The sequence below is a fragment of the Sphingomonas sp. LR60 genome (assembly GCF_036855935.1).
In the GTDB taxonomy this organism is placed as follows: domain Bacteria; phylum Pseudomonadota; class Alphaproteobacteria; order Sphingomonadales; family Sphingomonadaceae; genus Sphingomonas.
In genome coordinates this window covers 1,147,585-1,159,824 of record NZ_JASPFK010000001.1, presented here as the reverse complement: position 1 = coordinate 1,159,824, position 12,240 = coordinate 1,147,585, and the positions used below count along the sequence as shown (strand labels likewise).

At 68.6% G+C, this 12,240-nt stretch carries 11 protein-coding genes and 1 pseudogene; 7 read left to right on the top strand and 5 right to left on the bottom strand.

All coding sequences use genetic code 11. From position 1 onward, the window contains the following. Positions 1 to 151: 151 nt before the first annotated feature. Together QP166_RS05305 and QP166_RS05300 are read left to right on the top strand one after the other, a co-directional pair. Positions 152 to 1,279: an acyl-CoA dehydrogenase family protein gene (locus tag QP166_RS05305; RefSeq protein ID WP_333914964.1), complete on the top strand. Its 1,128-nt coding sequence runs from the start codon at positions 152 to 154 to the stop codon at positions 1,277 to 1,279. After that, positions 1,276 to 2,172 (top strand): acyl-CoA thioesterase, encoded by an 897-nt coding sequence (locus QP166_RS05300; RefSeq protein WP_333914963.1) that lies wholly within the window; start codon positions 1,276 to 1,278, stop codon positions 2,170 to 2,172. The genes QP166_RS05305 and QP166_RS05300 overlap by 4 nt, the downstream gene beginning before the upstream one ends. 2 nt (positions 2,173 to 2,174) lie before the next feature. Here QP166_RS05300 and QP166_RS05295 read toward each other — a convergent pair whose 3' ends face one another. From QP166_RS05295 to QP166_RS05280, 4 genes are all read right to left on the bottom strand, one after another. Next, positions 2,175 to 3,242 (bottom strand): catalase family protein, encoded by a 1,068-nt coding sequence (locus QP166_RS05295; RefSeq protein ID WP_333914962.1) that lies wholly within the window; start codon positions 3,240 to 3,242, stop codon positions 2,175 to 2,177. A gap of 89 nt (positions 3,243 to 3,331) precedes the next feature. After that, entirely contained in the window at positions 3,332 to 4,132 is an 801-nt protein-coding gene (locus QP166_RS05290; protein WP_333914961.1) for an SDR family NAD(P)-dependent oxidoreductase, read from the bottom strand. After that, positions 4,129 to 5,148, bottom strand: coding sequence for a phosphotransferase family protein (locus tag QP166_RS05285; RefSeq protein WP_333914960.1), 1,020 nt, complete (start codon positions 5,146 to 5,148; stop codon positions 4,129 to 4,131). Before QP166_RS05285 ends, QP166_RS05290 begins: the two co-directional genes overlap by 4 nt. After that, positions 5,145 to 6,380: an acyl-CoA dehydrogenase family protein gene (locus QP166_RS05280; RefSeq protein WP_333914959.1), complete on the bottom strand. Its 1,236-nt coding sequence runs from the start codon at positions 6,378 to 6,380 to the stop codon at positions 5,145 to 5,147. Before QP166_RS05280 ends, QP166_RS05285 begins: the two co-directional genes overlap by 4 nt. A gap of 134 nt (positions 6,381 to 6,514) precedes the next feature. Here QP166_RS05280 and QP166_RS05275 point away from each other — a divergent pair. Next, positions 6,515 to 7,741 (top strand): annotated as a pseudogene (locus tag QP166_RS05275) (TetR family transcriptional regulator); the annotation flags it as partial. A 21-nt stretch (positions 7,742 to 7,762) separates the two neighbouring features. On the opposite strand, the gene QP166_RS18950 reads toward QP166_RS05275, so the two are convergent. Then, positions 7,763 to 8,023: a hypothetical protein gene (locus QP166_RS18950; protein WP_443027240.1), complete on the bottom strand. Its 261-nt coding sequence runs from the start codon at positions 8,021 to 8,023 to the stop codon at positions 7,763 to 7,765. A gap of 756 nt (positions 8,024 to 8,779) precedes the next feature. Between QP166_RS18950 and QP166_RS05270 the strand changes: the two genes are divergently transcribed. From QP166_RS05270 to QP166_RS05255, 4 genes are all read left to right on the top strand, one after another. After that, complete coding sequence (locus tag QP166_RS05270; RefSeq protein ID WP_333917261.1) at positions 8,780 to 9,418, top strand: glutathione binding-like protein; 639 nt, start codon at positions 8,780 to 8,782, stop codon at positions 9,416 to 9,418. Between the two features lie 118 nt (positions 9,419 to 9,536). After that, on the top strand, positions 9,537 to 10,031 hold the full coding sequence (locus tag QP166_RS05265) for an EF-hand domain-containing protein (protein ID WP_333914958.1): 495 nt from the start codon (positions 9,537 to 9,539) through the stop codon (positions 10,029 to 10,031). 41 nt (positions 10,032 to 10,072) lie between these two features. Next, positions 10,073 to 10,795, top strand: coding sequence for a response regulator (locus QP166_RS05260; protein ID WP_333917260.1), 723 nt, complete (start codon positions 10,073 to 10,075; stop codon positions 10,793 to 10,795). A gap of 8 nt (positions 10,796 to 10,803) precedes the next feature. Then, on the top strand, positions 10,804 to 12,150 hold the full coding sequence (locus tag QP166_RS05255; protein ID WP_333914957.1) for a sensor histidine kinase: 1,347 nt from the start codon (positions 10,804 to 10,806) through the stop codon (positions 12,148 to 12,150). Positions 12,151 to 12,240 lie beyond the last annotated feature (90 nt).

Sequence of the window (12,240 nt, the reverse complement as noted above, 5' to 3'; positions counted from 1 at the left end):
GCCCATGGCTGCCGAATGGAAGTGCGCGGTGGCCAATAGTGAGCGCGGGATGTGTGTCAAACGTCTCGGCACACGACAGAGACATAGGCCCCTGCCTGCGCAGGGGCGACGTTGAAGGTGGGACGATCAGCCCCACTATCGGAGGGATGCGATGCCGCTTTTCCTGAATGACGAACAGACGATGCTGCGCGACACCGCGCGCGACTTCGTGGGCGAGAATGCGCCCGTCGCGAACCTGCGGCGCTTGCGCGACAGCGACGATGCGACCGGGTTCGATCGCGCGTTGTGGAAGCAATTCGCGGAGATGGGGTTCACCGGCATCCTGATCGGCGAGGATGCCGGCGGGCTGGGGCTCGGGCATGTCGAGGCGGGCGTGGTGCTGGAGGAGATCGGGCGCAACCTGTCGCCTTCGCCGTTCCTCTCCACCGCGGTGGCGGCGGTGGCGGCGCTCGACGGCACCGCGCAGGCTGAGCGCTGGTTCCCCGGTATCCTGTCGGGTGAGACGGTCGCGGCGCTGGCGATCGACGAGGGGCCGAAGCATCGCGACGGCGTGACGATGCGCGCGGAGCGGGCCGGCAACGGTTTTCGGCTGAGCGGCGCCAAGCAGTTCGTCACGCATGGCCATGTCGCCGATCTGCTGATCGTCGCGGCGCGGACCGCCGGCAGCGATGCGGACGCCGAGGGCGTGACCTTGTTCGCGGTGCCGGCCGATGCCGCCGGCCTGACCGCGACGCCCGAACGGCTTGCCGACAGCAGCATCGCCGCGCGGCTGACCTTCGAGGGCGTCGCGGTCGACGGCGATGCGGTGATCGGCGAGGTGGACGCGGGGCGCGCGCCGCTCGACCGGCTGTTGCGGGCCGGGCGGACGGGGGCGTCGGCGGAGCTGCTCGGGGTCGGCGGCGGCGCGATGGACTTGACGGTCGGCTATTTGAAGCAGCGCAAGCAGTTCGGCGCGCTGATCGGCAGCTTCCAGGCGCTCCAGCACCGTGCCGCGCATCTCTATGCCGAGCTGGAGGTGGCACGCGCCGCGGTGTTGAAGGCGCAGCAATTGCTCGACGCCGAGGACGCCGCGGCGGATCAGGCGGTGTCGGTCGCCAAGGCGATGACGGGGCTTGCCACGACGCTGTCGGTGCAGGAAGGCGTTCAGATGCACGGCGGAATCGGCATGACCGACGAATATGACATCGGCTTCTTCATGAAGCGCGCGCGGGTGCTCGCCGAAATGTTCGGCGATGCGAACTTCCACGCCGATCGCGTGGCGCGCGGGCGCGGCTATTGAGCGACGTGCCTTCGCCTGCGGCGCCCTCTCCGGCCGAACTGGTCGCCGATCTGTTCGATCTGCTCGACGTCGAGGAGATCGACACCGATCTGTATCGCGGGCGGCGGTCGACCGGCGGGGTCGGGCGCGTGTTCGGCGGGCAGGTGATCGCGCAGGCGTTGCAGGCGGCGCAGCGCTCGGCGGGCGAGACCGACAAGGTCGCGCATTCGCTCCACGCCTATTTCATGCGCGCCGGGTCGGAGGAGCATCCGATCATCTACCGCGTGGTGCGCGATTTCGAGGGACGCAGTTTCGCGACGCGGCGCGTGATCGCGATGCAGCGGGGCACGCCGATCCTCAACATGGCCGCGTCGTTCCAGCGTCCCGAGGAAGGATTGTCGCATCAGGATGCGATGCCCGACGTGCCGCCGCCCGAGTCGTTGCAGGACGAACAGACGTTGCGCGCGGCGGTGGTCGACAAGATCCCGCCGCAGCTTCGCGCGCAATTGTTGCGGCCGCGCGCGATCGAATATCGCCCGGTGACGCCGCGGCACTGGACCGAGCCGACCCCTGCCCCGCCGGTGCATCATTACTGGTTCCGCGCGGTCGCACCCGTTGGCGACGATCCGGCGATGCACCGCGCGGTGCTCGCCTATGCCAGCGACATGATGCTGCTGGGGACGTGCATGTTGCCGCATGGCGTGACGTGGATCACGCCGGGGATGCAGACCGCCAGCCTCGACCACGCCTTGTGGCTGCACGAGCCGGCGCGGACCGATGACTGGCTGCTCTACACGATGGACAGTCCGTGGGCGGGACACGGCCGCGGCATGAACCGCGGGCGGATCTTCACCGCCGACGGGCGGCTGGTGGCGAGCGTCGCGCAGGAGGGGCTGGCGCGGATGCGGCGCTGACCTCATTCCGGTTCGTGGATCGGGCAGCGGTTGACGTGCTGGCGGTAGTCGGCGGAGTGGCGATAGATGTCGCGGCGCGCACGGTTGATGTTGCCGAGCGGCTGGTGTGCGGAGAGGCCGGTCCACACGCTGAAGCGCAAATGGTCGTTGACCTGTTCGACGCGGGCATCATCCCAGCTGTCCTGCGCGGCGGTGCGGAGCGTGGCGACGCGGACGAAGGGGGCTTCCTGCTCGTCCCACTCGACGGTCGCGTCCTCGACCGGCTGGCGCGCGAGGTCGCGGGCGAGCTGGACGCGGAACTCCCATTCGCCGGCGATCGATCGTAGCTCGTCGCGGACGGTGTGGCGGATCGCGTCGCGGTCGCCCGCCGTGTCGATGATCGCGCCGGTGCGCTCCGTGAGGCCGGGGGCGACGGGCCGGAGGCTGAACTTGGCGATATGGTCGCCGTAGCGAAACGGGGTGGTGCTGTAGTAGGTCTCGCCGACCGGATCGACGTTTGGTGCACCGCCGAGCGTGTTGATCGTCGCGCTCTCGATCCCGACCGCGCCGAGCGCGCTGCTGACACCGCGCAGCACCGCGGAAAGCGCCTTCTTGCCGCCCTCCGCCTTGTCGGTGGTGCGCGCCAGCAGCTTGAGGCTGCCGAGGAATTTGGCGGCGGTCTTCGCCTGGAAGGCGGTGGCATTGACCATGATGAAGTCCTGCGACCGGCCCTCGGCGCCCGGCAACCGCTCGCCGTCGACGTCGAGGATCTTGATCGCGAGGCCGCGTGGCAGCGAGATCGCGTCGTCGAGGATGTCGCCGGGATTGGTGGAAAAGCGCATCAGCACCTTGTGCTCGCCCGGCGTGGCGAACAGGCCCTGCGCCAGCTCGGGCGGAAGATCGGCGTCGATGGTCAGCGTGCCTTCGAGGATCGCATGCGCCTTGGCATGGACGGCGCGGACGGCGTGGCCGTAATCCTCGGCGGTGGTGTCGAGGACGATGTCGAACTGTTCGTTAAGCTGGGCGATCGTCGTCGCCTCGTCGGGCTGCTGCTGCTCGATGTCGGCGGTGTAACGGATGGGGGCGGGCATCGGGCGACTCTCCTGTGGATGGAGGGTCAACACAGGTTAGCTGCGGGCGTTCCCGTGCGCTTCGAGATGCTTGCCGGTCGCCGCCCTTGTCACACCGCGGTCTTGCCATAGTCCTGTCGCGTTACCGGGTGACTCGACGACAGGCCGCCATCCGCCGCGAGCGCCTGGCCGTTGACGTAGCTGGCGTCGTCGCTGGCGAGGAACAGCGCGACGCGCGCCAGTTCCTCGGGCTGTGCTCCGCGGCGCAATGGATTGAGGCGACCGATGCGGTCCATCTTGCCGGCGTCGCGCGCGTAATCGAAGGTCGGCTGCGTCATCCCCGTCTCCGTCAGGCCGGGGCACAGCGCGTTCACGCGGACGCCCGAGCCGGACAATTGCTGCGCGGCGGTCGTCGCGAGATTGATGACCCCCGCCTTGGACGCCGAATACGCAGGCGAGCCCGCACCCGAGCGCAGCCCGGCGACGCTGGCGGTCAGCACGATCGCGCCGCCGCCGCGCGCGGCGATCGATGGTGCGGCGTGCTTCACCGCCAGCCACGGGCCGATCAGATTGACACGCAACACTTCCGCGAACAGCGCGACATCGGTGTCGAAGATGTTCGCCATCCCGCCCGAGATGCCGGCATTGGCGAACATCACGTCGAGGCCGCCGAAGCGATCGACGGCAAGCGCGACGGTGCGTGCGACATCGCCCTCGTCGCCAGCATCCATGCGGATCGCTGCCGCGACGCCACCCGCGGCGACGATCGACTGTGCCGTCTCCTCCGCGCGATCGGTGACGTCGGCGACGACCACCTGCCCGCCCTCTGTCGCGAACAGCAACGCCGCCGCGCGGCCGATCCCCGAGCCGGCGCCGGTGACGACGATCGACTTGCCCGCGAAGCGCATCATGCCCCGGCCCGTTGCGCGAAATGCCATGCGGCATCGACCAGCCCGCCCATCCGCGCCGCGGTTTCGTGCGCACGCGGGTTGGCGGCGGTGCCGGTGACGATCCGTTTCTTGATGCCTTGCACGATGCCGGCGAGCCGGAAGAGATTGAACGCAAAATACCAGTCGAGCGCGATCGGCGCGCTGCGCCCGGTACGCGCGCAGTAACGCTCCAGCATCTCGGTCATTTCGGGAATACCGGTCGTCGCGCCGGTGCGGCCGAGCACGCCCGAGCGGCCTTCGGGCTCGGTGACCCAGCTCATCAGGAAATAGGTGAGGTCGGCAACCGGATCGCCGAGCGTCGACAATTCCCAGTCGAGCACCGCCGCGACGCGCGGTTCGGTGCCCGGCGCGAAGCGGAGGTTGTCGACGCGATAGTCGCCATGGACGATGCTGGTCCGCTCCTGCGCGGGAACGGTGCGCGGCAGGAAGTCGATGAGCTTCTCCATCGCGGGCATCGGCTCGGTTTCGGCACCGCGATATTGTTTGGTCCAGCGTGCGACCTGGCGCTCGAAATAATTGCCGGGGCGGCCGTAATCCTCCAGCCCGATCGCGACATGGTCAGTGTTGTGGAGATCGGCGAGCGTGTCGATCATCGCCTCGTAATGTGCGCGGCGCTGATCGGGGGTGAAATCGGGCATCGTCCCGTCCCAGATCGTCCGCCCTTCGACCATCGCCATCACATAGAAGGCCGAGCCGATCACCGCATCGTCCATGCACAGCCCGTACGGCCGCGGCACCGGAAAGCCGGTCGGGTGGAGCGCGGCGATCACGCGATATTCGCGGTCGACCTGATGCGCGGAGGGCAGCAGCGCACCGACCGGCTTGCGGCGCAGCACATAGCTGCCGCCGTCGGTGTCGATGCGATAGGTGGGATTGGATTGCCCACCCTCCAGCCGTTGCTCCCCGATGATCGCGCCCGAACCGGGGACATGCGCCGCCAGCCAGTCGCCGAGCCGCGCGGTGTCGAGGTCGCTCATGCGTATTTGCCGAACTCGTGTCGCGCGATCGCGCGCGCATGAACCTCGTCGGGGCCGTCGGCGAAGCGCAACGTCCGCATCGATGCCCAGGCGTGCGCGAGATCGAAGTCGCCCGACACGCCCGCGCCGCCATGCGCCTGCACCGCATCGTCGAGGATCCGCAGCGCCATGTTCGGCGCCTGCACCTTGATCATCGCGATTTCCTGTTGCGCGGCCTTATTGCCGGCCTTATCCATCATGTCGGCGGCCTTGAGACAGAGCAGCCGCGTCATCTCGATGTCGATCCGCGCCCGCGCGATCCGCTCTTCCCAGACGCTGTGATCGGCGATGCGCTTGCCGAAGGCGGTGCGGGTGACCAGCCGGCGCGCCATCGCCTCGATCGCGCTCTCCGCAACGCCGATCGTGCGCATGCAATGATGGATGCGCCCCGGCCCGAGCCGGCCCTGCGCAATCTCGAACCCCCTGCCCTCACCGAGCAGCATGTTTTCGACCGGCACGCGCACGTCGGTGAAGCTGACCTCGCCATGGCCGTGCGGCGCATGGTCATAGCCATAGACCGACAGCATCCGCTCGATCCGCACGCCCGGCGTGTCGAGCGGGACGAGCACCATGCTCTGCTGCTGGTGCCGCGCCGCGCCGGTATCGGTCTTGCCCATCAGGATGCCGATCCGGCAGCGCGGGTCGCCGATCCCCGACGACCACCATTTGCGACCGTTAATGACATAATGGTCGCCATCGCGATCGATGCGCGTCTCGATATTCGTCGCGTCGGACGAGGCGACCGCCGGCTCGGTCATCAGGAAGACCGAGCGGATCTCGCCATTCATCAGTGGCCGCAACCACTCTTCCTTCTGCGCCAGCGTGCCGTAGCGATGGAGCACCTCCATATTGCCGGTATCGGGCGCCGAGCAGTTGAAACACTCGCTCGCCCAGTCGATGCGGCCCATCTCCTCGGCGCAGAGCGCATATTCGAGGTTCGAAAGCTGCGTGCCCTCGAACGCGAACGTATCGTCGACATGGGTCTGGCCTGAATGCGGCGGCATGAAGAAATTCCATAGCCCGGCCGCCTTCGCGCGCGCCTTCACCTCCTCGATCACGGGCAGCACCTTCCACGGATCGCCGTCATGATGCTGGCGGTCGTGTTCGGCGCGACGCGGCGCGATCTCGCGGGCGATGAACTCGCGTACCCGATCGCGGAAATGCGTCTCGCGCTCGCTCAGGGTAAAATCCACCGCGCTTCCTCTCCGTGGCTGTCGGCTGCGTGATGTAGGCCATACCCGATGTTCGGTAAAGCCGCAGATCGGGAGCATAGCGCCCTTGAAGAAAAGGACTGCATCTTCGAAAGCAGCCATGCTAACGCTACGTCATGGGGGAAATGACAACCGAAGACACCGGCAGCACGCGGCGCTTTCGCGAGAAGCGCCAGGCGATCCTTGCCGCCGCCGCCGACGCGATCAACGAGCAGAGCGCGAAGGGGATGACCTTCGCCGATGTCGCGCGCCGTGTCGGGCTGAACACCACCAGCGTGACCTATTATTTCAAGCGCAAGGAGGATCTGGCCGCCGCCGCCTTCGAGCAGACGCTCGACAGCCTGATGGCGATGCTCGACGATGCCGCGCGCGAAGCGACTCCACAGGCGCGGGTCGCGCGGATGGTGACGCTCAACGTCGAGCGGCTGATGCGGATCGAGCGCGGCGAGGAACGCGCGCTGGCGGTGCTGTCAGACCTGCGCGCGATGGACGAGCCGATGCGCGCGACGTTGATGAACCGCTGGCGTGAGGTGTTCCGGCGGACGCGCGCCTTGTGGGGCAGCGGGCTGTCGCGCGAGGCGACCGACCTGGCCGGCGCGCGCGCGCATGTGCTGCTGGAGAACATCTTCTGGCTGCCGTTGTGGTTGCCGCGCTACGAGGTCGATCAATATCCGCGGGCGGCGGCGCGGCTAATCGCGTTGCTGCGCGACGGGCTGGCGGTGGACGGTGCCGGCTGGAACCCGGCGGCGGTCGCGCTGCCGCACGACGATCCGGTGCCGGGGCGCGAGGCGTTCCTGCTCGCGGCGACGCGGCTCATCAACGAGCTGGGGTATCGCGGCGCATCGGTGCAGCGGATCGCGTCGGAGCTGAACGTCACCAAGGGCAGCTTCTACCACCATCTCGATGCCAAGGACGATCTGGTCGTCGCCTGTTACCGCCGCAGCTTCGACACGATCGCCGCGGCGCAGCGGCTCGCCGACGAGCGTGACGGGAACTATTGGCAGCGGCTGTGCGACACGGTTGCGACACTGGTGGCGGTGCAGTTTTCGGAGCGCGAGTCGCTGTTGCGCACCACCGCGCTGAGCGGGCTGCCCGCGGGCGAGCGGCAGCAGATGATCGACCGCTCGACGCGGATCGCGCGGCGCTTCGCGGGCACGATGATGGACGGGATCGCCGAGGGCACCGTCCGCCCGGTCGACAGCCTGGTCGCGTCGCAGGCGCTGATGGGGATGCTCAACGCCGCGTTCGACATGCGCAAATGGGCGTGGAGCATGGATCGCGATCGCGCGATCCATTTCTATGCCTCGACGCTGATGTTCGGGATGTTCGACGACCGCGCGTTGGCGGGTGAGCGCCCGCGCCGGCTAGACCGGCGTGCCGAACGCCTGAATCCGCGCCATGATCGCGACCTGGTTGTGCGGGCCGCGGCGGCGGGTGAATTCGCGCACCGAGCAGCCGAGGAACAGATGGCTGTCGCGCAGGAAGTGCGACCGGTCCCAATAGCCGGCCGCCTCCAGCGCCGCCGGCCCCGCTTCGGGCTGGGTCAGCACGATCGTCACCGCGCGAAGGAAGCGCGTGCGGCGGAGCAGCAGCTTGGGGGTGAAGCCGAAGTTGAAGCGCGTCATCGCCGCCAGCGCGCGCGGCGACATGTCGAGCGCTTCCGCGACGGTTTCGATCCGGGTCGTGGCTGGATCGCGCAGCAGCTCGCACAGGATCTCGATGCGCGGGTCGGCGGGCGGGCGGCGGTCGAGCCGCGCCTCCAGCCACGCCTCGAACGCCGCCTCGAACGGCTGGTCGCTCTCCAGCGCCTCGCGGAGCATGTTCGCGCCCGGATCGATGTCGCCGAGCGCGATGACGCGGTTGGCGTAGCGCGAGACATCGCCGCCGAAGATCTGCGCCCAGCCGAGCGGCTGCAGCCCGACGCCGACCAGTTCGCCGCCGTAGCAGGTGAGATAGCCGGCATAGCTGGTCGGCCCCGTGAGGGCGACTGCGGGCATCGGATCGACGAGGCGGCTGGCGATCTTCAACGACCAGGACGGGCTGTTGCGCAGCGACACGCGGATCGTCGCGACGCTGGGGAAGAAGGCGTCGTGCATCTCGCGATTGGGGCAGACGGGGGCCGCGAAACGGTGATAGCCGGTGACATAGCGCTTCAGCCGGCCCCCGGGCGGGACATAGCGTACATCCACCATCGCCGCCCTGTTTTCTTTCCCCGTCACGTCGCCCCCCAGCAACTTGTTAGTTTGACCTCATAATCTTTTGTTGCCCGGCTGCAAGCATGTGTCGCTTTCCGGCATCGGCGAACTGAGTGCCGACCGCGGAACGGACGGCGGCGCGAGGTGCTATGCATCGAAACGCGCTACGCACAGGAGCTGAATGCGATGATCGACCTTCATTACTGGCCGACGCCGAATGGGCACAAGGTGCTGATCTTCCTTGAGGAGGCGGGGCTCGAGCATCAGATCCATCCGGTCGACATCGGCGGGGGTGCGCAGTTCAGGCCAGAGTTCCTGAAGATCGCGCCGAACAACCGGATGCCGGCGATCGTCGACCATGCGCCGCGCGACGGCGGTGCGCCGATCAGCGTGTTCGAGAGCGGCGCGATCCTGCTGTACCTGGCGCACAAGACCGGATCGTTCGGCGGCCGCGATCCGCGCGCGCATGTCGACGTGCTGCAATGGTTGATGTGGCAGATGGGCGGGCTCGGCCCGATGCTGGGGCAGAACCACCATTTCACGCGCTTTGCCCCCGAGAAGGTGCCCTATGCGATCGACCGCTACCTCAAGGAGACGACGCGGCTGTACGGCGTGCTCGATGGCCAGCTGGAGGGGCGCGAGTTCGTGATCGGTGACGAATATACGATTGCCGACATGGCCTGCTATCCGTGGATCCTGCCCGAGGCGCAGGGGCAAGATATGGCGAGCTTCCCCAACGTCGCGCGCTGGCACGCGACGATCGCGGCGCGTCCGGCGGTCGAGCGCGCCTATGCGCGCGGCAAGGCGGTCGCGCCGCCGAAATAACCGCCGTTGATACAAGTCGCGACAGTTTCGTCCCGCCACCGACATGTTCCCGCGACGCTCCGCCCGCACAACGTGACGGTCGGGGCGATCGCGCCCTTGGGAACGAAGGGGAAGTGCGATGAGGACGTGGACGACCGCCGCCGTATTGGGTGCCGCGATGCTGGGTGGGCTGGGTGCCGCCAGCGTGCAGGCGCAAACCCCGCCCCCGCCCCGAACGCCGATGGAGACGTCGGACAGCGACGGGGACGGCGTGGTGACGCGCGACGAGGCCGCCGCCGACGCCGACCGACGCTTTGCGGCGATGGACACCAACCACGACGGAAAGCTGACCCGCGACGAGCGGCGCGCGTGGCGCGAGCGGCGCCGCGCCGATGCCGCGCGACGGGGTGACGGCGCGCGCGGTGGCCGCCGCGATGCCGACCAGACGCAGGCCGAGTTCCGCGACCGCGCGCTCAAGCGTTTCGACCGGATCGACACCAACCATGACGGGCGGATCGACGCCAACGAGCGCGAGGCGATGATGATGCTGATGCGGTCGCGGCGGCTCGGCCATGATCGCCCGCACGACGGGCAGACGCCGCCGGCCGATGCCGACGCCGCGCCGATCGGCTGACCCCTTTTCGCATGGCGACGATTGTGTCAGGTGCCGTGACCATGGGCGAGATGCCGCACCTCCTGCTGGTCGATGACGAGCGGTCGATCCGCGAGCCGTTGGCCAGCTATCTGACCAAGCAGGGCTTTCGCGTCACCCAGGCGGGTGATGCGGAGGCGGCGCGCACGCGGCTGGCGGCCTATGCGATCGACCTGATCGTGCTCGACATCATGATGCCGGGCGAGGACGGGCTGTCGCTGTGCCGCCACGTCCGCGCCACCGGCGAGACGCCGGTGATCCTGCTGACCGCCAAGAGCGAAGAGACCGACCGGATTGTCGGGCTGGAGATGGGGGCGGACGATTATGTCGTGAAGCCCTTCTCGCCCCGCGAACTGGCGGCACGGATCAAGACCGTGCTGCGGCGTACCGCGGGCGGCGGCGGGGTGCGGCACCATGCGCCGGAGAGCGGGTCCTATGCCTTTGCCGGCTGGGTGCTGAAGACCGGTGAGCGCGCGTTGATCGATCGCGAGGGCGTGTCGGTGCCGTTGTCCACCGGCGAGTACAACCTGCTGCTCGCGCTGGTGCAGCGCCCACGACAGGTGCTGACGCGCGACCAGTTGCTCGACCTGACGCAGGGGCGCGAGGCGGCCGCCTTCGACCGCGCGATCGACAATCAGGTCAGCCGCCTGCGTCGTAAGATCGAGCCCGATCCCAAGAATCCCGAGATCATCAAGACGGTGTGGGGCGGCGGCTATGCGCTGTCGACGGACGTGACGCGGCTGTGAAGCTGCGGATGCCCTGGCCGCGCAGCCTGGCGGGGCAGATGGCGTTGCTGGTCGCGCTGGCGCTGTTCATGGCGCAGGCGATCAACCTCGCGATGCTGCTGCGCGAGCGCGGGGCGGTGCGGATGGCGCAGATCACGCGCCCCGCCGCCTATCGCATTGCCGACGCGCTCGACCAGGAGGCCGCCGGACGGCCGGTGGTGTCCGATCGCGGGCGCGTGCGGCTGGTGCCGCGGAACCCAATTACGCGCGCGATGGTCGCACAGCCGGCGGTGGCGCGAGAGTTGACGACCCAGCTTTCCGACATGGGAGTCCGTGTCGCGGCGGTCGATGTCGCGATCGCCAAGCCGTGGCAATATCGCATCCCGCTCAGCCGCTTCGAGCGGCGGATGGCGGCGCGGGCGGCACGCGACGACGGCCCGCGCGATTCGATCGTGATCGCGGTGCGGCGCACCGATGGGCGCTGGATGGCGTTGGCCGGCGGGTTGCCGCGCGACGACCTGCGGCTGTTCTGGCGGCTCCTCGGCCAGACGTTGATCCTGTATGTCGTGGTGCTGGCACCGGTGTTGTGGGTCGCGCGACGGATCTCGCGTCCGCTGCGCGAACTGGCGGCGGCGGCGCGGGGTTATTCGCCCGCGGTGGCGCCCGAGCCACTGGAGGAAAGCGGGCCGCCCGACGTCTGCGCGGTGATCGCGGCGTTCAACGCATTGCGGCTGCGCGTCACCGCGATGCTCGACGAGAAGGACCGGATGCTCGGCGCGATCGGGCATGACCTGCGCACGCCGCTCGCGGCCTTACGCGTGCGGATCGAATCGGTTGAGGACGATCAGGATCGGGCGCGGATGGCGGATACGATCGCGGAAATGAACCGCACGCTGGACGACATCCTGTCGCTGGCACGGCTGGGCCGCCCGAGCGAGCCGGAAACCGAGGTTGATCTCGCCGCGCTGGTCGATGCCGTGGTGGAGGATTTCCGCGACCTGGGCGAAGCGGTGACGTTCGAAGAGGCGGAGCGGTTGCGGATGCGGTTGCGGCCGTCGCTGATCCGGCGCGCGGTGCGCAACCTGATCGAGAATGCGGTGAAATACGCCGGGGCGGCCGAGGTATCGCTGGCGTCGGACGCGCGCATGGCGGCGATCATGGTCGCGGATCGCGGGCCGGGGATACCGCCCGAGCGGCTGGATCAGGTGTTCGATCCGTTCTTCCGGCTCGAAAGCTCGCGTAACCGGCATACCGGGGGGATCGGGCTGGGGCTCGCGCTGGCACGGGCGATCGTCGAGGAAGCCGGCGGGCGGATCGTGCTGACCGCGCGCGACGGCGGCGGGTTGGTGGCGACGATTACCTTGCCGCGGGGGTAACATCACCGATCGTCATCCCGGACTTGATCCGGGATCCCGCTTCCTCTTTCCCACGGTGCGAGAAGAAGCGGGGCCCCGGATCAAGTCCGG

Bases quoted from the DNA above. Each gene is read 5' to 3' on its own strand.
- QP166_RS05305 (WP_333914964.1), top strand. From the start codon at position 152: ATGCCGCTTTTCCTGAATGACGAACAGACGATGCTGCGCGACACCGCG.
- QP166_RS05295 (WP_333914962.1), bottom strand. From the start codon at position 3,242: ATGCCCGCCCCCATCCGTTACACCGCCGACATCGAGCAGCAGCAGCCC.
- QP166_RS05290 (WP_333914961.1), bottom strand. From the start codon at position 4,132: ATGATGCGCTTCGCGGGCAAGTCGATCGTCGTCACCGGCGCCGGCTCG.
- QP166_RS05285 (WP_333914960.1), bottom strand. From the start codon at position 5,148: ATGAGCGACCTCGACACCGCGCGGCTCGGCGACTGGCTGGCGGCGCAT.
- QP166_RS18950 (WP_443027240.1), bottom strand. From the start codon at position 8,023: ATGACGCGCTTCAACTTCGGCTTCACCCCCAAGCTGCTGCTCCGCCGC.
- QP166_RS05270 (WP_333917261.1), top strand. From the start codon at position 8,780: ATGATCGACCTTCATTACTGGCCGACGCCGAATGGGCACAAGGTGCTG.
- QP166_RS05265 (WP_333914958.1), top strand. From the start codon at position 9,537: ATGAGGACGTGGACGACCGCCGCCGTATTGGGTGCCGCGATGCTGGGT.
- QP166_RS05260 (WP_333917260.1), top strand. From the start codon at position 10,073: ATGGGCGAGATGCCGCACCTCCTGCTGGTCGATGACGAGCGGTCGATC.
- QP166_RS05255 (WP_333914957.1), top strand. From the start codon at position 10,804: ATGCCCTGGCCGCGCAGCCTGGCGGGGCAGATGGCGTTGCTGGTCGCG.